Origin of the sequence: Thiocapsa roseopersicina, assembly GCF_900106925.1 — a bacterium.
GTDB lineage: Bacteria > Pseudomonadota > Gammaproteobacteria > Chromatiales > Chromatiaceae > Thiocapsa > Thiocapsa roseopersicina.
On the sequence record NZ_FNNZ01000028.1, the window covers coordinates 1 to 18823 of the forward strand.

An 18823-nucleotide genomic window follows, 5' to 3' on the forward strand; every position below is an offset into this window, starting at 1 on the left:
GCCCACACCCCGGCCGCGCGAGACCGGGGGAGCGCTTCGCCGACCCCTATCACGCAACTTGATCGCGAAACCATCAAAATCGCTGACCGCACTCAGTAGAAAGGATCTATCGCCGACCACGGATCCGGTCGCGCTCCAGGATGACCAAGGCGATCCCGCCGAGCACCGCTGTCGAGGCGAGCACGAGACGCAGCGTGATCGGCTCGCCGAGCAGGGCGACACCGCCGATCGCGACGATCACCGGCACGCTGAGCTGGACCGTGGCCGCGCTCGTCGCCCGCAACATCGGCAGAACCCGATACCAGAGCGCATAGCCGAGTGCGGAGGTCAGTGCGCCCGAGGCGACGGCATACCCCGCGCCGATCATATCCACCGAGACGTCTGCGATGGTCAAGAGGCTCAACAGCACCGTGATCGGCACGGTCAGCAGGAAGTTGCCTGCCGTGACGCGGATCGGGTCACCCGCGCCCTTGCCGCGCACCGAGTAGACACCCCAGGCCATGCCGGCGCCGATCATCATCAGCGCACCGCCCAACGGCGGTGCCGACAGCCCCGGCAACAGCAGGCCGACCAGCCCGGCGAAGGCAAGCGCGACACCGGCGATCTGAATACCGTCGAGCCGTTCACCGCCGCGGAGTCCGAGTGTAATCATGGTCACCTGCACGGTGCCGAATAAGAGCAATGCGCCGGTCGCCGCGGTCAAGCTCAGGTAGGCGAATGAAAAGAGCGCCGCGTAGCCGAACAGGGCGAACGCCGAAGGCCAGTTGCCCGCACCCGCGCGTGCCTTGCTGCTCAGCCACACGAGCAGCCAGAGCATCAGCGCGCCCGAGATCAATCGGATCGAGGTGAAGCTGGCCGCGTCGATCGCAGTGTCGCGCAGTGCCGCCCGGCACAGCCAGGAGTTCGCGGCCAGCGGGATCATCGCGAACGCGGTCAGTCCGATGAGGCGGGGGTTGGTCATGGCTGTGTCGGCACCCTGCTCTTATGCCCGATGGTGATCTCTTTGGTCGGCTTACCCGCGCCGACCCAACTTGTTTACAACCGGGTGCCCCGTTGCCTCCGCGGTGCGCTTACTCTGGGATGGAGTCTCAAGCATCAGTCGACCGATGTTGCGCTACCGGCCGGCGCCAGGACTACATCGGTCTGCGTGAAGTGGAAGACGAAGCGCTCGCCAAGCGCACCATCAATGACCGAGAGATAGCGCCGCATCGTCTCCTCGACGAACGCTCGGCGCCGCGCCTCGGGCAACCTCTGGGTCCAAGCGCCGAACCCGGCGTTGCAGAAGCCGAAGAAGGCTTCCTCGGTACCGAAGTCCCAGCGCTTCGACTCACTGCTCAGCGACACCTGCTTCAGGCCCAGGCTTTCCGCCAGTGCTGCGTACTCCTCGGCGCTCAGGCGCAGATAGGGATCGCTGAAACCCGCGAAAGCGCCGGCCCAGTGCGGCTCTCGGCGAACCTCCTCGGCCACCTCTTCCAGGCTGGCGAGCGCGGCGCGCGTGACCAAGCGCAAGCGCGCCAGTCCCTCCGGCTTCAGTGCCCGGCAGATGCCGCGCAACACATCGGCCGCCTGCGGCACCCAGTGCAGGGCGTTTAACGAGACCACGAGGTCAAAGCGGGCTTCGAAACCAAGGCGGCGCGCGTCGGCCACCTCGAAGCGCAGGTTCGGCAATTGGTCGGCGCCGAATTGCCGTTGCGCGTAGGCGACCATGTCGGCCGATGCGTCCACGCCCAGCACGGCACCGCCGGCGAGCCGCGCGGCGATGCGCGCGCTGATCTTGCCGTCGCCGCAGCCCAGGTCGAGCACCTGCTCATCGCCGCGCAGCTGCATCTGCGCGAGCACTTCGTCGGCCATCGCCGCCTGTAAACCGGAGTGGTGCGCATAGTCGGTACCGTGCCAAGGATCCGGCGTAGGATGGGATGGCTTGCCGGCTGGATTCGACATGCTCCGTTTCCTCGTTTCGGTGAAACGTTCGCAAGGGCGCGTGCTGGCGGCGACTCAAAGTGGTTCGTCACCCACATCCGATGGCGGCCTTACGATAAGAACGCTGCATCAGGTATGGGGTTGCAATGGATCCTATCGCACCGGAAGACCCCATGCATCCGATCGCGTCCGCCGCGCGTCGAAACGACTTCTGCCGACCCTGATTTGATTTCATTGATATCAATGATTACGATGAAATCGTCTTCGAAACCGGGAATAGAGAGATGGCCAGCCTCACGATCCGCAACCTCGACGATTCAATCAAGGCGCAGCTGCGTATGCGTGCGGCCAGCCACGGTCGTTCCATGGAAGACGAGGCTCGCACCATTCTGCGCACCGTGCTCGGTCAGGAGAAGGCCGCAGGAGCCAATCTGGTCCAATGCATTCGCGCCCGGTTCGGGCCGCTTGGTGACGTCGAGCTCCCGCAACCGGAGCGCGAAGATATGCGTGAGCCGCCCGCTCTAGGCGGTTGAGTCGCCAGTGATCGTCCTCGACACCAATGTGCTCTCGGAGCTGCTGCGCGCAAAGCCGGAGCCTGCCGTCATCGATTGGACTGCCTCTCAGCCGCTTGAGACTTTGTTCACGACCACCGTTACTCAGGCGGAAATGCTCTTTGGTGTCGGGCTGCTTCCGAACGGACAACGTCGCCGACAGTTGGAGATGGCCGTAGCAGCCCTCTTTGCAGAGGACTTTAGCGGACGCGTCCTGCCCTTCGACAGTGACGCAGCGACTGCGTACTCAGTCATTGTGGCGGAGCGACAGCGAATGGGCCGTCCGATTTCGCAGTTCGACGCGCAAATCGCTGCCATCACCCAATCCCGGGGAGGTCGCTTGGCGACACGTAACGTCGTCGACTTCGAGGATTGCGGTCTCGACACGATCAATCCATGGCAGCCGTAATGTGGTTCAGGCGAGGGAAGGGAGCAAGCCTTGGCCTCTGAGCTATACTTTAAGTGGGAATAGAAGACAGGAGGACTGCCATGAAAACCAAGAGCAAAGCGATTGGCGAAGCGGTCCCGCGTCGTGAGATGACACTCTTCGACGAGATGGATCGCGCCTTCGACGACCTGATGCTGGGCGGCCCGCAGCGCGGTTGGCGTCACGGTTGGATGCACCCGTTCCGTGAGATGTGGCCGGAGTGGGTGCGCCTTGAGCATGCGGTTGAGATGACCCCGAAGGTCGACTTGATCGACCGCGAAGAGGAGCTTGTGTTGCGCGCCGAGGTGCCGGGCGTCGAGAAGAAGGATCTCGAGATCGAGCTGGTTGGCCAGGTGTTGACGCTCAAGGGCGAGCGCAAGCATGAGAAGACCGAAGAGAAGGGCACCTACTACCGGTCCGAGATCGCGCGCGGCAGTTTCGTACGGTCGCTGCGTCTGCCCGAGAATGTCGACCTGGAGCAGGCCAAGGCCGAGTTCAAGGACGGTGTGCTCGAGATCCATCTGCCGAAGACCGAGAAGACGGAGCGTCGGCGGATCGAGGTTGCGTAATAGACAAGGCGCCTGGAGCGCCCGATCGCACACCATCGCGTGTGCGCCGACCGCCCCCGGTCATCCGCGAGAACGGATGCCGGGGGCGGTCTTTTTGCGGATGCGTTCGAGGCGGCTTCCATGACCCTGATTGACTCTTCCCCCGGTCGGTTGACCCTCGGTGCGCCGGTCGCCGTCTGGATCGGCCTCGGCAGCAATCTGCAGGAGCCCGAGCGGCAGGTGAGGGCGGCCATCGGCGAGCTGGGCGCGCTGCCCGAAAGCCGTCTGCAGGCCGCCTCGCGCCTGTATCGGACGGCACCCGTCGGCCCGCCCGGCCAACCCGACTACATCAACGCGGCGGCCCGTCTCGAGACCCGCCTGGCACCCCAGGCACTCTTGGCGGAGCTCCATCGGATCGAGCTGGCCCACGGCCGTCGGCGCGACGGCACCCGTTGGGGGCCGCGTATTCTGGATCTCGACATCCTCATTTACGGCGACGCGCGGATCGACGAGCCCGGCCTGACGATCCCGCATCCGGAGATGGCCCGACGTGCCTTCGTGCTGGTCCCGCTGGCCGACGTCGCGCCACCGAATCTCGCGGTGCCCGGCGTCGGGATTTTGGCCGAGCTGCTCGAGCGTTGCGAGCGCGACGGGGTCGAGCCTTTCGACGACGCGGATCCAGCAGGAGACGCGTCGCGGAAAGGCTCGGGCTCCGGCGGGCATCCCTAGATTCGACGGGGCGAAGCGGCGGAAACCTCGAGTCGAGCTTCGGTTGCTAGGCTGCTTCGACGGGGTTGGATCGCCGCCGGCTGGATGTCGTCCGCGCGCAGGCTGGTGCCGGGCAGCACGCAGTCAGCGACGTTGGGTTTCTCGCCCGTGAACATCCACTCAACGACATGGGCAAGCTGATGGGAGATCAGCGGCGGGACCGCATCTCCGATGTGGCGGTACTGGTTGGACAAAGATCCGCCGCCGAACCGGTAATGCTCGGGGAAACCCTGCAGCAGCGCGAGCTCTCGGAGGGTGCAGAGGCGATCCTGCTCCGGATGGCTGTAGCGACCGTTGCCGACGTGTGCGCATTCGCGCTTGAGCGTGACTGCCGGTCGGTCCCAGGCCATTCGCCCGTAAACATCCGGGTGGGACCCGAAGTCCCGGGCCGCAACGTAGCGTTTCATCGCGGGCGTCATGAGAAGGTCCGCGTCCCGATGGTCCCGAAGGTCGATCCACGAGCCTCCGTCGACGGGGATCGCATGGATGCGGGCGAGCGTTGTGCCGTTCATCCCGGGCGAGACGTGGAAGGGGTCCTCCGGATGGCGCTCTCCCGCAGACACCGGCGGTAGGTGACCGATGCATCGGCGCACGTGGGTGGCCTTTCGATCGATTTCGTAGCCTTGCCAGAGGTCTTCGAGGCCCTTCGCGCCGATCGGAAGTCTGGTCGCGACCACCAACGCGCGCTCTCTACGCTGGGGAAGCCCGAACCTGTCGAGCATGTGGATGCTTGCGTGGACGTCGTAGGCCATTCGTTCGAGCTGCCGCCGAAGCTCGCGGAAGTGATGCGCGAAGTTGCCCTTCAAGAGCTCCCGCGCGTTCTCCATGACCAGAACCCGCGGCACAAGAAGGCGCACCCATCGCGTCGTGCGCACCACCAGGCTGTTGCGCTCGTCGTCATCCAGATGGTTGTTCGGATTGGCCCGTGAGAATCCGGTGCAGGGCGGGTACGCCGACAAGACGTCCAGATCCCGTCCGCCGAGGATGTCTCCTCGCGCTGCCTCGATGAAGCCATCGTCGACATGGGCGAGATCGGTCGAGGTCGGCGCGAGATCAAGGTTGTGCCGAAACGTCTCGTTGCATCCGGAGCGGCCCTTCCCGCTGCTCGGCTTGCCGCGCTCGCCGTCGAATGCGGCGACGACCCGGAACGAAGGGTGCGCGTGAAAGCCGTAGCTCATGCCACCGGCACCCGAGAAGAGGTCGATGAAGGTGCGTGGGCGGTGGTCGGACGGGCGCAAGCGGTTCATCGGGGGCGGCTCCCTGGTGTCGGGCGAGAACTTCAGCGGTCGGGACCCGAGACATCATGGGTGAAATCGGAGTGGCGACCGACCGGGCGAGCGATCAGGATGTCACGGAAGCCTGCTGTCCAAGGCAAGCTTTACGCCCAAGCGCCTCCAATTGCCGGATTCAGGTTGATGCCCCCCTGTGTACGCGAGTTTCCCTATCGCCCCGACAGCAGTCCCGTCTTCGAGACTCTGGTCCGCCGCGCTTGGCCGGTCTTTCTCGACAGTGGCCGGCCGGCGAGTACGCTGGGACGCTACGATATCCTAACCGCCGACCCGCGTGTCACCTTGGTGACGCATGGGGATCGGACCGAGATTCGCGACGCGCAAGGCGTGCGCAGCTCCCCCGCGGATCCCTTCGCGTTGCTGGACGCGGCGCTTGGGCCGCGGCGACCCCGCATCCCCGGTTTGCCCTTCTGGGGAGGCGCGATCGGCTACTTCGCTTATGATCTTGCCCGCCGTCTGGAACGTCTCCCGAGCGTGGCGGAAGACGCGGAGGGCATCCCGGATATGGCTATCGGGATCTATGACTGGGCCTTGGTGGTGGATCACGTGCGCGGCCGTTCCCGGCTCGTTGCGCAGGATTCGGCCTGTCTCGACGAAGTGTTCGGGCGTCTGATCCGCGCCCTGTCCGGGGCGGATCCCGCGACCGGTGCCTTTCGTGTCCTGGCACCCGTTCGGTCCAACCTGAGCCGCGCTCGGTATCTGAGCGCACTCGACCGCATCCGCCACTACCTGCACGAGGGCGACTGCTACCAGGTCAATTTCGCCCAACGCTTCGCTGCCCCGGCGCAGGGCGACGCCTGGCAGGCATACAAGGGTCTACGGCGACTGAATCCTGCGCCTTTCGGGGCCTATCTTGCGACACCCGACTGCAGAGTCCTCTGCTCCTCGCCCGAGCGTTTCCTGCGGGTGCGCGGCGACCGGGTCGAGACCAAGCCGATCAAAGGGACACGGCCGCGCGGGAGCCATCCCGCCGAGGATCGGAGGCTGGCGGAGTCACTGCGCCGGAGCACCAAGGATCGTGCCGAGAACCTCATGATCGTCGACCTGCTGCGCAACGATTTGGGCAAGGTCTGCGCCATCGGCAGTGTGCACGTCCCGACGCTCTTCGAGGTGGAGAGCTATACGCGGGTTCATCATCTGGTCAGCACGGTCCGCGGTCGTCTCGCCGATGGGCGCAACGCGGTGGATCTCCTGCGAGCCTGTTTTCCGGGCGGGTCGATCACAGGCGCGCCCAAGCTCCGCGCCATGGAGATCATCGAGGAGCTGGAGCCACACCGTCGCGGTATCTACTGCGGCGCGATCGGCTATCTCGGCTACGACGGCACCATGGACACCAATATCGCCATCCGCACCCTGGTCCATTCGGCCGGTGTCATTCGCCTCTGGGCGGGCGGCGGCATCGTGGCCGACTCCGACCCCGAGTCCGAGTATCGCGAGACCTACGACAAGGCGGCTCCCTTGCTGGAGCTTCTGGCACGGCTACACAGCCAACAGAGGCGGCGCTGAGTTCCGCGGGTAGACCTCGACGAGAATCCCGGGTCAGGTTTTACCTGTGTCCGGGGCTAGGCCGATCGTGACGCCCTGATCGGTGCACGTCCATCGCGCTTTGACCTCCAATGCGATCGGAACCCTCCCGACGCAAGTTATCGGAGCACATCGATGCGAGAGGCGAAACAATAGCCGTTGTGGCGGCGACTGTCGTCCACCACGACCATGACGCTCTTGTTCGTGGCCAGAGCAAGCTGTGCTTGGTCCAACATCCGAAACCCTCTGACCGCATCCGTGAAGTGGCCGCTGCAACTGAAGCTGACCCAGTCTGCAAGGCACGACGGCAAGTGGTTTTGCGGATTGGAGCTCAAGAATGCCATGCAGCCGCCATAAGTGCTGTCGGCTGAAATCAAGACCCGATTGACCTGGGACGTAACCATGGCCTCGGCGGCCAAGACCGAGCCGCTCGGCAACAGCATAAGCAGGACAGCTGCGACGGCTGCTTTCTTGGTGATCGAAACGAAATTCATCGGTGCCCCCGGCATTTTGCCGTGTTTGAAGGCATTGAAGAGCGGACGATGCTGTGCGTCGGCCCGTATACCCATATACGACTATACGGCGGCCGAAGCGCCCGGGTTTCGCACCGAAACCCGCATGATCAACTCATCAAAGCACGGTTCCGAATCCTTCGGCCTCGATTGGTGGCCCGATGTCCACGGGCTCCCGTTCCTGGTTTTGGTTCGGCCATGGAGAGTCGGCGTCGAGCTGGGTGCCGATCTCGATGACCTCGGTGGATGTTCGGGGAAGATACCAAACATCCGGTTCGTTCACGTCAAGGGTCCGACCGATCTGGATCGGCGCGGGTTCCGCAGCGTAAAAAGACTCGGGGGCGGGCGCATCGGCGTCCATGGGTTCTCCGATTTGGACAAGGTCGGTTCTGGTAGCTGGGCCTGTCTCTTCGACCGGGATCGGATCACCGATGTCGTGACTGCGCTGCGGCTCGGCTGGCTCCTTGATCCGGAAGGTCTCTGCGCCATGCTTCTCAGACGGGAATGCGGCCTCCGCTGTCAGCGGGATGACCGCGGCGACGGGCTCCGGCGTAGTCGCGTCGGTGTGCGCAGCGTCGCCCGGCTGCGCCATCGGCTGACGCTCGATCGCTTGCGTGATCGGCCGCGCCTGCTCGTCCGGAGTGAGTACGAAAGCGGCGGTCGTCGTCGCAGCAACGACGAGCAAGGGGAGATATCGACGAGTCACTGTTTCGGGTGTCGAGATTGTATCCGGTGAATGCGGTTCGCGTCCGCGAGTGCGGTTCGATGAACGTGAAGCGAGTCAGCCTCGACGCAGATCAGGCTCAATTCAAGGTGGCACGCCAGCCTCCTTCGTTCGGCAAGCAGGCCCAGCAGGGCTCTACCGGCAGCGCTTCCCCGTCGGCCGCGATGGCGGCAATGACTTCGTTCGAAAACTCACTGCATACAAGACCGTCTCGCGTGCAGGCGCGCACAGCGAGATAGTGAAGCTGACCGGGGGTGAGGCCACCGATGACGGCGGTCGTTTCGGTTGTGTCCACCGAGCCTGCGTATGTCCGGCTCGCTTGTCCGAAATGGACCTGGTATCTCGACGCTCGAGGGTCATTCACCGGATTCCAGGTGAGCCGAACGTCGGCCCCGAAGCAGCCTCCGGCAAACGCGAAGCCTATCAATGCCCACAGGAATGGTTCGGCGCGCCGCGCCGCGCCGCGTCGCCCCCGACGAACAGTGCACGGGCTGCCGCGCTCCTCTCTCGTCAATCCGAGACTGGACCCTAAAAGGATCCGAAGTAATCGCATCTTCGGGGCTGCGGCACGTCCGAGCATGGTCTAGATCCAGGCCCGATCGGCCTTGGAGGGATCGGCACCTTCAAGATTGATCGGATGTGAAGCAAAGGCGCCATCGCTGACGACGAAATGCCTTGCTGCTCAAATGCGAGTTGACGCGAGCTTTCGCGTTCAAGGACGCTGTTGCTACACAAACTGAAGGTTGGGGTAGTCGAGTCGGCTCGTCAAGCCCGGAGCCCTGATGGATCGGACGGACGGCAGGCTCGCACTGTCTCGGGGTGGCTGAACGGCCACGCGCATCACGCTCTCGCCCGGAACCTGATCCGCCGCATTGTGAAGAGCGGCCGTGTCTGCCATGAGGAGGGTATCGGGCAGACCCCGAGGTTTGCGCTGAAATCCCTAGCGCGACGGCCGAGCGGGACCTGATAGACTCGAAGTCGCGCGGCCGATGCCCCCGCGCGTGCGGGCCGCCACGACCCGCGCGGACATTCCGCGGACACCCGTATCCGATCCTCGTAACCCACAGCCCCGGTCCGAACCTGATGCCGACCCTCACGCACCTGCAACGCCTGGAATCCGAAAGCATCCACATCATGCGCGAGGTGGTGGCCGAGGTGGAGCGCCCCGTGATGCTCTACTCGGTCGGCAAGGATTCCGCCGTCATGCTCCACTTGGCCAAGAAGGCCTTCCATCCGTCCACGCCGCCCTTTCCGCTCCTGCATGTGGATACCACCTGGAAGTTTCAGGACATGTACCGGCTGCGCGAGAAGGCGGCGCGCGATGCGGGTATGGAGCTGCTCGTCTATCAGAATCCGGAGGCGATCGCGCGCGGCATCAACCCCTTCGATCACGGCTCCTTGCACACCGATCTGTGGAAGACCGAAGGCTTGAAGCAGGCGCTCGACGAATACGGCTTCGATGCGGCCTTCGGCGGCGCGCGTCGCGACGAAGAGAAGAGCCGGGCCAAGGAGCGCGTCTTCTCGTTCCGTTCGGCCAATCACCGATGGGATCCGAAGAATCAGCGCCCCGAGCTCTGGAAGCTCTACAACGCTCGCAAGGCCAAGGGCGAAAGCATCCGTGTCTTCCCGCTGTCCAATTGGACCGAGCTCGACATCTGGCAATACATCCATCTTGAGCAGATCGAGATCGTCCCGCTGTATCTCAGTGCCCCGCGCCCGACCGTGATCCGCGACGGCTTGATTCTGATGGTCGATGACCATCGCTTTCCGTTGCGGGACGGCGAAGAGGTCCGCATGCGCTCGATCCGCTTCCGCACGCTCGGCTGCTATCCCCTGACCGGCGCGGTCGAGAGCGAGGCCACGACCCTGACCGAGGTCATTCAGGAGATGCTGCTCACCACGACGTCCGAGCGCCAGGGTCGCGCCATCGACCACGACCAATCCGCCAGCATGGAAAAGAAGAAGCAGGAGGGGTACTTCTGATGGCCAACGACATCTACAAGACCGATGAGCTCATCGCGCGGGATATCGATGCCTATCTGGAGAAGCATCAGCACAAGACGATGCTGCGCTTCATCACCTGCGGGAGCGTGGACGACGGCAAATCGACACTCATCGGCCGGCTCCTCTACGACAGCAAGATGATCTTCGAGGACCAGCTCGCCGTGCTCGAAGCGGATTCCAAACGGGTCGGCACCCAGGGCCAGGAGATCGATTTCGCATTGCTGGTCGACGGTCTGGCCGCGGAGCGCGAGCAGGGCATCACCATCGATGTCGCCTATCGCTTCTTCGCCACCGACCGGCGCAAATTCATCGTCGCGGACACGCCCGGCCATGAGCAATACACGCGCAACATGGTGACCGGCGCCTCGACGGCGGATCTCGCGGTCATCCTGATCGACGCACGTAAGGGCGTGCTGACCCAGACGCGGCGCCACAGCTATCTGGCCCATCTGGTCGGCATCCGCAACATCGTGCTCGCCATCAACAAGATGGATCTGGTCGACTACGATCGGGCGAGGTACGACGGCATCATCGGCGACTACCGTGCATTCGCGGACCAGATCGGGGTCGGCAGCTTTCAGGCGATCCCGATCTCGGGTCTCAAGGGCGACAACATTACGTCCAAGAGCGACGCCACGCCCTGGTATCAAGGCCCGACCCTGCTCGAGTATTTGGAGACGGTCGAGATCGACCAGACCCGGATGATCGAGCGGCCGTTCCGCATGGCGGTGCAATGGGTCAACCGTCCGAATCTCGATTTCCGCGGCTTCTCGGGCCAGATCGCCAGTGGGTGGATCAAACCGGGAGACGCCGTGCGCATCCTGCCCGGCAGCACCACCTCCACCGTCGCGCGTATCGTCACCCTGGACGGCGATCTGAGCGAGGCCGGCGCCGGCCAATCGGTCACCCTGACCCTGGCCGACGAGATCGACTGCTCGCGCGGTCAAGTCATCACCCCGGCCGACCAACCGCTCGAAGTGGCCGATCAGTTCGAGGCGACCATCGTCTGGATGGCTGAAGAGCCGATGATCCCGGGTCGTGCCTACATCATGAAGATCGGCACGACGCAGGCGACGGTCACGGTGACCGACGAGAAATACCAGGTCAACGTCAACACGATGGCCCATGAGCCGGGCAAGACCTTGGCGCTGAACGGCATCGGGGTGTGCAACATCGCCACGAGCAAGGCGATCCCCTTCGAGCCATATGCGGAGAATCCGGACCTGGGCGGTTTCATCCTGATCGACCGGCTGAACAATGCGACCGTCGGCGCCGGCATGATCCATTTCGCCCTGCGACGCAGCCACAATCTGCCCTGGCAGACGATCGACGTGGACCGCACCGCCCACGCCGCCATCAAGAATCAGCAGCCGCGACTGCTCTGGCTCACCGGGCTGTCGGGCTCGGGCAAGACGACCATCGCCAACCTGGTCGAGAAGAAGCTGCACGCCATGGGGCGCCACACCTTTCTGTTGGACGGCACCAATGTCCGTCAGGGGCTAAACAAGGATCTGGGGTTCACCGATGCCGACCGGGTCGAGAACATCCGACGCATCGGCGAGGTGGCCAAGCTCATGACCGACGCCGGGCTGATCGTCCTGACGGCCTTCATCTCGCCCTTCCGCAGCGAACGGCGCATGGTCCGACAGCTCTTCCCGAAAGGGGAGTTCGTGGAGATCTTCATCGACACGCCGATCGAGGTGGCCGAGCGCCGCGATCAAAAGGGCCTTTACGAGCAGGCGCGTCGCGGCGATCTCAAGAACTTCACCGGCATCGATAGCGCCTACGAGCCGCCAGAAGCACCCGAGATCCGCATCGATACGACCCGGCTCTCGGCCGAGGAGGCGGCCGAGGCGATCATCGAGTCCTTGTCGATGTCGTTTTAAACCGCGCCCGGTGCGGTATGCGTAATTTGTTGGATGGCTTGGCCGCGCCGGCTCCGACGACTGTCGGAGCCGGCGCGGTTTAAAGTATTGAAAATCTTAAATTCTAAACCGCGTCCCACTGGGATCAAGGATATCTCCGAAGCTAAACGAACAATGAAAACTACGCATGTCGCTCTGGACGCGGTTTAGTCAGCGAACGCTGTAGATTTGGTCGAAGATGCCGCCGTCGGCGAAGTGCTTCTCCTGGGCGGCCTTCCAGCCGCCCAGGGCTTCGATCGTCACCATATCGACCTGGACAAACCGATCCTTGTACCGTGCCGCGACCTCGGGATCGGTGGGGCGATAAAAGTGTTTGGCGGCAAGCTCCTGGCCCTCGGGCGAGTAGAGGAATTCCAGATAGGCCGTCGCGACCTCGCGTGTTCCCTTCTTGTCCACCGTGCGATCCACGACCGTGACCGGCGGCTCGGCGAGGATCGACAGGGATGGAACGACGATCTCGAACTTGTCCTCGCCGAACTCCTCGAGTGCGAGGAACGCCTCGTTCTCCCAGGAGAGGAAGACATCGCCGAGCTCGCGCTGCACGAAGGTGGTGGTCGAGCCGCGGGCACCCGAATCGAGCACCGGGACATTCTTGTAGAGTCGCGCGATGAAGTCCTGCCCCCGGCCTTCGTCGCCGCCGTATTCCTTTTCGGCCCAGGCCCAAGCCGCCAGATAGTTCCAGCGCGCGCCGCCCGAGGTTTTGGGATTGGGCGTAATCACGGCGACCCCCTCGTTGACCAGGTCTCCCCAGTCCTTGATCCCTTTCGGATTGCCCTTGCGGACCAGGAAGACGATTGTCGAGGTGTAGGGCGAGCTGTTCAGCGGTAGTCGCGACTGCCAGTCCTTGGCCAGGAAACCGGTCTCGGCGATGGCATCGATGTCGTAGGCCAGCGCCAGGGTCACGACATCGGCTTCCAATCCGTCGATGACCGCGCGGGCCTGCTTGCCGGCCCCGCCGTGCGACTGTTGAATCCTGACCCTCTCGCCGGTCTTCTCCTCCCAGTGTTTGCTGAAGGCCGGGTTGAATTCCTGGTAAAGCTCGCGCGTCGGATCGTAGGAGACGTTGAGCAGGGTCGTCTCGGCGTGTGCCATGCCGAGGGTCGACAGGCCGAGCACGGCGGCGGCGAGTATGGATTTCGGGGGCATTGTGACGGTCATGGTCGGGTCCTTTTGGCTGTCGAAACGGGATCGTGTGACCAGGATTGAAGCACCGTCGTCGAGCCGTGCCCACCAACGAAATCCGCAAACCTTATCGTTTAAATTGCGTTCTGCGCGACGCGAGCGCATGCGCATCGGCTCGGCCTTGCAGGTCTCGCCGGCGGCGCAGCAGACGCGGCTCGGCGCGAACCCGCGACAATCGCTCTTATCGTCAAACCTGATAACCAAAGCAGGATTCGACGGTTCCGGAGAGGTGCGTCTTGCACTAGCCTGAAGGTGTACTCCGACTCCCGAGATCTGCCGCCATGACATTGGATTCCATGCCCTTCGCCGATGTCGGCACCCTCGGCCCGACCCCGGTAAAGCCATAATGGGCGTTGCGACCTTCTTTAACCCGACGCGCCAGACCCGCGTGCTACCCGGCTTCGGCCTCGCACTCGGCTATACTCTGGTCTATCTGTCGCTCGTCGTGTTGATTCCGCTGTCGGCGGTCTTTCTCGAGTCGGCGACCCTGTCCGGGAGCGAATTCTGGGCCATTGTTTCCTCCCCGCGGGTGGTGGCTACCTACAAGCTCTCGTTCGGTGCGTCGCTGCTGGCGGCGGCGATCAACGCGGTCTTCGGTCTGATGTTGGCTTGGGCGCTGGTTCGCTACAGCTTCCCGGGTAAGAAGCTGATCGACGCGCTGGTGGATCTACCCTTCGCGCTGCCGACCGCGGTGGCCGGCATCGCCCTCACCGCGCTCTATGCCGGCAACGGCTGGATCGGTAGCCTGCTCGCGCCGCTCGGCATCAAGGTCGCCTTCACCCCGCTCGGTGTGCTGGTGGCCTTGGTGTTCATCGGCGTCCCCTTCGTGGTGCGCACCGTTCAACCCATCCTCGAAGACCTCGAGACCGAGCTGGAGGAGGCCGCGGCGAGCTTGGGCGCCAACCGGCTGCAGACCTTCTCCAAGGTACTTCTGCCGACCTTGTTGCCGGCCCTCCTGACCGGTTTCGCGCTGGCCTTTGCCCGGGCGGTCGGCGAGTACGGGTCGGTGATCTTCATCGCCGGCAACATTCCGATGGTGTCCGAGATCACGCCGCTCATCATCATCACCAAGCTCGAGCAGTACGACTATGCCGGCGCGACCGCCGTGGCGGTCGTCATGCTGGTCTTTTCCTTTCTCATGCTCCTGGCCATCAACCTGTTGCAGGCTTGGAGCGCGAAGCGGACCGGGAGGAATCGCTGATGGTTGCCGTCGGCACCCTGTACGGGCGGGGCGATGCCCGTCGTTACGAGACAAATCCTGCAACCCGCGAGACGGACTGGGTGAAGTGGCTGATCCTGACGGCGGCGCTGACCTTTTTCCTGCTGTTCTTGCTGATGCCGCTGATCGCGGTCTTCACCGAGGCCCTGCGCAAGGGCTGGCTGACCTATCTCACGGCCATCACCGACCCGGATGCCTTGGCGTCGGTACGGCTGACGCTGCTGGTGGCGGCCATCTCGGTGCCGGTCAATCTGGTGTTCGGGGTCGCCGCGGCTTGGGCGATCGCCAAGTTCGAGTTCCGCGGCAAGCGTTTTCTCACCACCCTGATCGATCTGCCCTTCTCGGTCTCGCCCGTGATCGCGGGCCTGATCTTCGTGCTCCTGTTCGGAGCGCACGGCTGGTTCGGGGCCTGGTTGTTCGCGCACGACATCAAGATCATCTTCGCCGTCCCCGGCATCGTGCTGGCGACCGTCTTCGTCACCTTCCCCTTCGTCGCGCGCGAGCTGATCCCGCTGATGGAGGCGCAGGGCCGGGAGGAAGAAGAGGCGGCGGTCGTGCTCGGCGCCTCCGGCTTCCAGACCTTTTGGCGGGTGACACTTCCCAACATCAAATGGGGCCTGCTCTACGGCGTGATCCTGTGCAACGCCCGTGCGATGGGCGAGTTCGGTGCGGTGAGCGTCGTCTCCGGCCATATCCGCGGCCAGACCAACACCATGCCCCTGCACGTCGAGATCCTCTACAACGAATACAATTTCGCCGCGGCCTTCGCCGTGGCCTCGCTGTTGGCGCTGCTGGCGCTGGTGACCCTGGGGCTGAAGACCTTCATCGAATGGAAGGTCGAGCGAGGACTTCGGGACACCATCTAAGGACCCATCCATGAGCATCCAAGTCAAAGAGATTCATAAGCAATTCGGCGAATTCGTCGCGCTGGATCAGGTGTCGCTCGACTTCCCGACCGGTGCCTTGACGGCGCTGCTGGGACCCTCGGGTTGCGGCAAGACCACGCTGTTGCGTGTCATCGCGGGCCTGGAGACAGCCGACTCGGGCCGCGTCATCCTGGAGGGCGAGGATGCCTCCGATACCCATGTGCGCCAACGCCGGGTCGGGTTCGTCTTCCAGCACTATGCGCTCTTTCGTCACATGACCGTGCTTGAGAACGTCGCCTTCGGGCTGCGCGTGAAGCCGCGGCGCGAACGTCCCGACGACGCCGAGATTCGCCGGCGGGTCCATCGCCTGCTCGATCTCGTCCAGCTCGACGCGCTGGCCGAGCGCTTCCCGGCACAGTTGTCCGGCGGTCAGCGCCAGCGCGTCGCGCTGGCCCGTGCATTGGCCGTCGAGCCGCGCGTTCTGCTGCTCGACGAGCCGTTCGGTGCGCTCGATGCCCAGGTTCGCAAGGAGCTGCGCCGCTGGCTGAGGCGATTGCACGACGAGCTTCAGGTGACCTCGATCTTCGTCACGCACGACCAGGAAGAGGCCCTCGAGGTGGCGGATCGGGTGGTCCTGATGAACCGTGGCCGCGTCGAGCAGGTCGACACCCCGGCCGAGGTCTACGAGGCCCCCGCCACCCCCTTCGTCTACGGGTTTCTCGGCGCGGTCAATGTCTTTCACGGACGCATCGAGGGGCCGCATCTGCGCGTCGGCGAGGCGACCCTGCCGCATGAGCAGACACAGGTGATCCACGGCGCCGAAGCGGTGGCGTTCTCGCGTCCCCATGAGCTGAGGATCGTGACCGATCCGGACACGCCGCACGGGGTCGCGGCGGTCGTCGAGCGCGTCCTGATCTTCGGCGCCGACGTCCGGGTGGAGCTCGACAGTCTACCGGGTGCCGCGGTGCGCGGAGAGCCAGCCCATTACGAGGTCGTCATGCCGCGTGCGCAGGTCGACGCCTTGGCGCTGACCCGCGGGCAACGGGTGCGGCTGGTCCCGTCGCAGATTCGCGTCTTCCCGAGTCAGGCCGCCTGAGATGAACCTCCAACAACTGCGAATCGTGCGCGAGACGGTCCGCCGCAACTTCAACCTGACCGAGGTCGCAAACGCGCTCTATACCGCACAATCCGGTGTCTCCAAACACATCAAGGATCTGGAGGACGAGCTCGGCATGGAGCTCTTCGTGCGCCGCGGCAAGCGGCTGCTCGGTTTGACGGAGCCCGGCAAAGAGCTGCTGCCGATCGTCGAGCGCATCCTGATCGACACCCAGAACATCAAGCATCTCGGCGAGCAATTCGCGCAGCAGGATACGGGTCACCTGGCCATCGCGACGACCCACACACAGGCCCGTTATGCCTTGCCTGCGGTGGTGACTCGGTTCAAGCAGGCGTTCCCGAAGGTCTATCTGGAGCTCCACGAGTGCGGGCCGGGGGAGATCGTCAGCCTGTTGCGCGACGGTCAGGTGGACATCGGGATCGCCACCGAGGCGCTGGGGAGCGAAGAGGATCTGGTCAGCTTCCCCTACTACCGGTGGAAGCATGCGGTGATCGTCCCGACCACCCATCCGCTGACCGACGTCTCGCCCCTGATCCTGAGCGCGATTGCGGACTATCCGATCATTACCTACTATCCGGGGAACACGGGTCGTGCGCGCATCGATGCCGCCTTCGCCCGCGCCGGCGTCGTCCCGGACATCGTCATGTCCGCGCTCGACGCCGATGTCATCAAGGCCTACGTGGAGCTGGGGATGGGTGTGGGCATCATCGCCGCCATGGCCTTCAACCCTGCCCGCGACGGGGGCCTCTGCCTGCTCGACACCCCGGACATGTTCGAGGTCAATACCGCCCGCCTGGGCCTACGGCGCGGTCACTATCTGCGCGACTATGCCGTGCGCTTCATCTTGGAGTGCGCCCCCGCACTGACCGCGGAGCAGATCAAGGACGCGGTGTTCCCCAAGGCGGCGCTGCCCTGATCCCTGACGCGGCGATCAGGCGCCGCTGCGATAGAGCTGCGGGGGCTGATCGGTCAGGTAACGTGCGATCGCCTCCTCGATCGACACCGTCGGCTCGACCGCGCGGCGTGAAACGAACGTCGGCCGCGGCCGGGCGGATGGGGTACGGACACCCCTGGTCGCGAGACCGCTACGTGTCCGCATGACGCCAAACGTGCTCGGCTGTGCGGGATGCTGAATTGAAGAGGTGTTCATGGTTCGCGCTCCGGCGGTTGCCTTGAAGGGGTTTGATCGCGAGGAGTCGCGACCTTGGGTGCAAGGTAACGCAGGGGTGCTGACCATAGGCTGACTGCGTCTGTCAGCAAACGCATAGCCGGCGACCGGCCGACAGCTACTCAAGATCGGTCTGACCCCGCCGCGATAAAGACGTGCTCCCGATGCCACGCCAGAAAGGCCCGATGTTTGTCGTCGAGTCGGTGCACCCGAAGCGGTTTTTCGAGCCTCAGGATTTGCCTCGGGGCTGGACCGAGCAGGTCCGAGACGGTGACCCGGCCGGCGTCGTCGATGGTCAGGAATCCGCGGTCGAAGGCGGCGTCGAGCTGGGGGGCAAGCAGCAGGCCGTTGAACACGTCCAGGCGTTCGGCGTCGGTGCCGCAGTCCGCCCAAGGCTTGATGTGACTCGCGCGCAGGAGCTCGGGTACGGCGAGCCCGGTCACCGCGCAGACGCCATCCCAATAATCGAGCAGGCCGTTGCGGAACAGATCCTGACCCACGCGTTGGACGACCAGTCGCTCCGCCTCCGTCGTTCTCGGCAGCGACGCCGTCCATTGGAGGAACGCCTGCAGCGGCGTATCCGGGAGCGTCCGCGACAATTGAAAAGCGTGCCGGATCAGGCGGTGAAGCGACGCCACGTCGCCTAGGCGAAGCGCAGCACAGGCGCCCGGCGGCAACGGGGCCGTCCAGGGTGCTCCCGGGTCGGCCAGGGCCCGGCAGATCTCCCGACGAGAAAGGGCAACCCCGCAAAGCGGGCCGTCCAGGACGCGGAGCCAGATGCGCAGGCTGGTCTGACTGCTCGCGAAGGGAATTCAATTCCCCCTCCCGCTTCCCCTCCAAGTCGAAGCCGTTGTCCGTTGCCGCCTTCTCCAGCAGGGTGCCCCAAATCGGCATTGGGATCATAGGCGCGCCCTGCGAGCGCCATATCCGCCACGACGAACCGATCGGCGGATCGAGTGGCCGATAGCAACCGCCCGTGCAACAGGCAAAGATCGCCTTGAGGTCCCCAAGGAGGGCGCCGCCGAGCCGCATATGCTGGCTGACGATGTCAAAAGTGGGCTGCGACAAGCCGGACACAA

General features: G+C 64.3%; 19 protein-coding genes. 11 read left to right on the forward strand and 8 right to left on the reverse strand.

Annotated elements, in window-relative coordinates:
• Positions 1–106 precede the first annotated feature (106 nt).
• On the reverse strand, positions 107–961 hold the full coding sequence (locus BLV04_RS20565; protein WP_093036940.1) for a DMT family transporter: 855 nt from the start codon (positions 959–961) through the stop codon (positions 107–109).
• Between the two features lie 134 nt (positions 962–1095).
• Positions 1096–1941, reverse strand: coding sequence for a class I SAM-dependent methyltransferase (locus tag BLV04_RS20570; protein WP_093036944.1), 846 nt, complete (start codon positions 1939–1941; stop codon positions 1096–1098).
• Positions 1942–2204: 263 nt separating this feature from the next.
• Between BLV04_RS20570 and BLV04_RS20575 the strand changes: the two genes are divergently transcribed.
• From BLV04_RS20575 to folK, 4 genes are all read left to right on the forward strand, one after another.
• Positions 2205–2453 (forward strand): FitA-like ribbon-helix-helix domain-containing protein, encoded by a 249-nt coding sequence (locus tag BLV04_RS20575; RefSeq protein ID WP_093036947.1) that lies wholly within the window; start codon positions 2205–2207, stop codon positions 2451–2453.
• 7 nt (positions 2454–2460) lie between these two features.
• Positions 2461–2880 carry a type II toxin-antitoxin system VapC family toxin gene (locus BLV04_RS20580; protein ID WP_093036951.1) on the forward strand — a complete coding sequence of 140 codons (420 nt, stop codon included), beginning with the start codon at positions 2461–2463 and terminating at the stop codon, positions 2878–2880.
• A gap of 80 nt (positions 2881–2960) precedes the next feature.
• On the forward strand, positions 2961–3467 hold the full coding sequence (locus tag BLV04_RS20585; protein WP_093036954.1) for an Hsp20/alpha crystallin family protein: 507 nt from the start codon (positions 2961–2963) through the stop codon (positions 3465–3467).
• Between the two features lie 120 nt (positions 3468–3587).
• Positions 3588–4175, forward strand: a complete 588-nt coding sequence (folK, locus tag BLV04_RS20590) for a 2-amino-4-hydroxy-6-hydroxymethyldihydropteridine diphosphokinase (RefSeq protein WP_093036957.1) — start codon at positions 3588–3590, stop codon at positions 4173–4175.
• Here the strand turns inward: folK and BLV04_RS20595 are convergent.
• Positions 4172–5461 (reverse strand): DNA cytosine methyltransferase, encoded by a 1290-nt coding sequence (locus BLV04_RS20595; protein WP_093036960.1) that lies wholly within the window; start codon positions 5459–5461, stop codon positions 4172–4174. The genes folK and BLV04_RS20595 overlap by 4 nt on opposite strands.
• Positions 5462–5629: 168 nt before the next feature.
• Between BLV04_RS20595 and pabB the strand changes: the two genes are divergently transcribed.
• Entirely contained in the window at positions 5630–7009 is a 1380-nt protein-coding gene (gene pabB / locus BLV04_RS20600; RefSeq protein ID WP_093036963.1) for an aminodeoxychorismate synthase component I, read from the forward strand.
• A 137-nt stretch (positions 7010–7146) separates the two neighbouring features.
• Here the strand turns inward: pabB and BLV04_RS20605 are convergent, their stop codons facing one another.
• Together BLV04_RS20605 and BLV04_RS20610 are read right to left on the reverse strand one after the other, a co-directional pair.
• On the reverse strand, positions 7147–7521 hold the full coding sequence (locus BLV04_RS20605) for a hypothetical protein (RefSeq protein ID WP_139191992.1): 375 nt from the start codon (positions 7519–7521) through the stop codon (positions 7147–7149).
• A gap of 136 nt (positions 7522–7657) precedes the next feature.
• Positions 7658–8131 (reverse strand): hypothetical protein, encoded by a 474-nt coding sequence (locus tag BLV04_RS20610; RefSeq protein WP_139191993.1) that lies wholly within the window; start codon positions 8129–8131, stop codon positions 7658–7660.
• Positions 8132–9346: 1215 nt separating this feature from the next.
• Between BLV04_RS20610 and cysD the strand changes: the two genes are divergently transcribed.
• Both cysD and cysN read left to right on the forward strand, forming a co-directional pair.
• The gene (cysD, locus tag BLV04_RS20620) at positions 9347–10246 is read left to right on the forward strand and encodes a sulfate adenylyltransferase subunit CysD (RefSeq protein ID WP_093036974.1); all 900 of its coding nucleotides are present in this window, start codon (positions 9347–9349) and stop codon (positions 10244–10246) included.
• Complete coding sequence (gene cysN / locus BLV04_RS20625; RefSeq protein ID WP_093036977.1) at positions 10246–12153, forward strand: sulfate adenylyltransferase subunit CysN; 1908 nt, start codon at positions 10246–10248, stop codon at positions 12151–12153. Before cysD ends, cysN begins: the two co-directional genes overlap by 1 nt.
• Positions 12154–12342: 189 nt before the next feature.
• Here cysN and BLV04_RS20630 read toward each other — a convergent pair whose 3' ends face one another.
• Entirely contained in the window at positions 12343–13350 is a 1008-nt protein-coding gene (locus BLV04_RS20630; protein ID WP_281241878.1) for a sulfate ABC transporter substrate-binding protein, read from the reverse strand.
• Between the two features lie 370 nt (positions 13351–13720).
• Here BLV04_RS20630 and cysT point away from each other — a divergent pair, with 370 nt between their 5' ends.
• The 4 genes from cysT to BLV04_RS20650 are packed head-to-tail and all read left to right on the forward strand — an operon-like array spanning position 13721 to position 17492.
• Positions 13721–14575: a sulfate ABC transporter permease subunit CysT gene (cysT, locus tag BLV04_RS20635; protein ID WP_093036980.1), complete on the forward strand. Its 855-nt coding sequence runs from the start codon at positions 13721–13723 to the stop codon at positions 14573–14575.
• The gene (cysW, locus tag BLV04_RS20640) at positions 14575–15459 is read left to right on the forward strand and encodes a sulfate ABC transporter permease subunit CysW (RefSeq protein ID WP_093036983.1); all 885 of its coding nucleotides are present in this window, start codon (positions 14575–14577) and stop codon (positions 15457–15459) included. The genes cysT and cysW overlap by 1 nt, the downstream gene beginning before the upstream one ends.
• A 10-nt stretch (positions 15460–15469) precedes the next feature.
• On the forward strand, positions 15470–16555 hold the full coding sequence (locus tag BLV04_RS20645; RefSeq protein WP_093036986.1) for a sulfate/molybdate ABC transporter ATP-binding protein: 1086 nt from the start codon (positions 15470–15472) through the stop codon (positions 16553–16555).
• Between the two features lies 1 nt (position 16556).
• Positions 16557–17492 carry a CysB family HTH-type transcriptional regulator gene (locus BLV04_RS20650; protein ID WP_093036989.1) on the forward strand — a complete coding sequence of 312 codons (936 nt, stop codon included), beginning with the start codon at positions 16557–16559 and terminating at the stop codon, positions 17490–17492.
• Between the two features lie 15 nt (positions 17493–17507).
• Here BLV04_RS20650 and BLV04_RS24580 read toward each other — a convergent pair whose 3' ends face one another.
• Both BLV04_RS24580 and BLV04_RS20655 read right to left on the reverse strand, forming a co-directional pair.
• Positions 17508–17726 carry a hypothetical protein gene (locus BLV04_RS24580; protein WP_139191994.1) on the reverse strand — a complete coding sequence of 73 codons (219 nt, stop codon included), beginning with the start codon at positions 17724–17726 and terminating at the stop codon, positions 17508–17510.
• A gap of 140 nt (positions 17727–17866) precedes the next feature.
• A complete protein-coding gene (locus BLV04_RS20655) occupies positions 17867–18343 on the reverse strand; it encodes an HNH endonuclease (protein WP_175534730.1) in 477 nt (158 codons plus the stop codon).
• Positions 18344–18823 lie beyond the last annotated feature (480 nt).

Bases quoted from the DNA above. Each gene is read 5' to 3' on its own strand.
- folK (WP_093036957.1), top strand. From the start codon at position 3,588: ATGACCCTGATTGACTCTTCCCCCGGTCGGTTGACCCTCGGTGCGCCG.
- BLV04_RS20585 (WP_093036954.1), top strand. From the start codon at position 2,961: ATGAAAACCAAGAGCAAAGCGATTGGCGAAGCGGTCCCGCGTCGTGAG.
- BLV04_RS20575 (WP_093036947.1), top strand. From the start codon at position 2,205: ATGGCCAGCCTCACGATCCGCAACCTCGACGATTCAATCAAGGCGCAG.
- BLV04_RS20605 (WP_139191992.1), bottom strand. From the start codon at position 7,521: ATGAATTTCGTTTCGATCACCAAGAAAGCAGCCGTCGCAGCTGTCCTG.
- cysN (WP_093036977.1), top strand. From the start codon at position 10,246: ATGGCCAACGACATCTACAAGACCGATGAGCTCATCGCGCGGGATATC.
- BLV04_RS20570 (WP_093036944.1), bottom strand. From the start codon at position 1,941: ATGTCGAATCCAGCCGGCAAGCCATCCCATCCTACGCCGGATCCTTGG.
- cysT (WP_093036980.1), top strand. From the start codon at position 13,721: ATGGGCGTTGCGACCTTCTTTAACCCGACGCGCCAGACCCGCGTGCTA.
- cysW (WP_093036983.1), top strand. From the start codon at position 14,575: ATGGTTGCCGTCGGCACCCTGTACGGGCGGGGCGATGCCCGTCGTTAC.
- BLV04_RS20650 (WP_093036989.1), top strand. From the start codon at position 16,557: ATGAACCTCCAACAACTGCGAATCGTGCGCGAGACGGTCCGCCGCAAC.
- pabB (WP_093036963.1), top strand. From the start codon at position 5,630: ATGCCCCCCTGTGTACGCGAGTTTCCCTATCGCCCCGACAGCAGTCCC.
- BLV04_RS20565 (WP_093036940.1), bottom strand. From the start codon at position 961: ATGACCAACCCCCGCCTCATCGGACTGACCGCGTTCGCGATGATCCCG.
- BLV04_RS24580 (WP_139191994.1), bottom strand. From the start codon at position 17,726: ATGAACACCTCTTCAATTCAGCATCCCGCACAGCCGAGCACGTTTGGC.
- BLV04_RS20595 (WP_093036960.1), bottom strand. From the start codon at position 5,461: ATGAACCGCTTGCGCCCGTCCGACCACCGCCCACGCACCTTCATCGAC.
- BLV04_RS20630 (WP_281241878.1), bottom strand. From the start codon at position 13,350: ATGACCGTCACAATGCCCCCGAAATCCATACTCGCCGCCGCCGTGCTC.
- BLV04_RS20645 (WP_093036986.1), top strand. From the start codon at position 15,470: ATGAGCATCCAAGTCAAAGAGATTCATAAGCAATTCGGCGAATTCGTC.
- BLV04_RS20610 (WP_139191993.1), bottom strand. From the start codon at position 8,131: ATGGCGCAGCCGGGCGACGCTGCGCACACCGACGCGACTACGCCGGAG.
- cysD (WP_093036974.1), top strand. From the start codon at position 9,347: ATGCCGACCCTCACGCACCTGCAACGCCTGGAATCCGAAAGCATCCAC.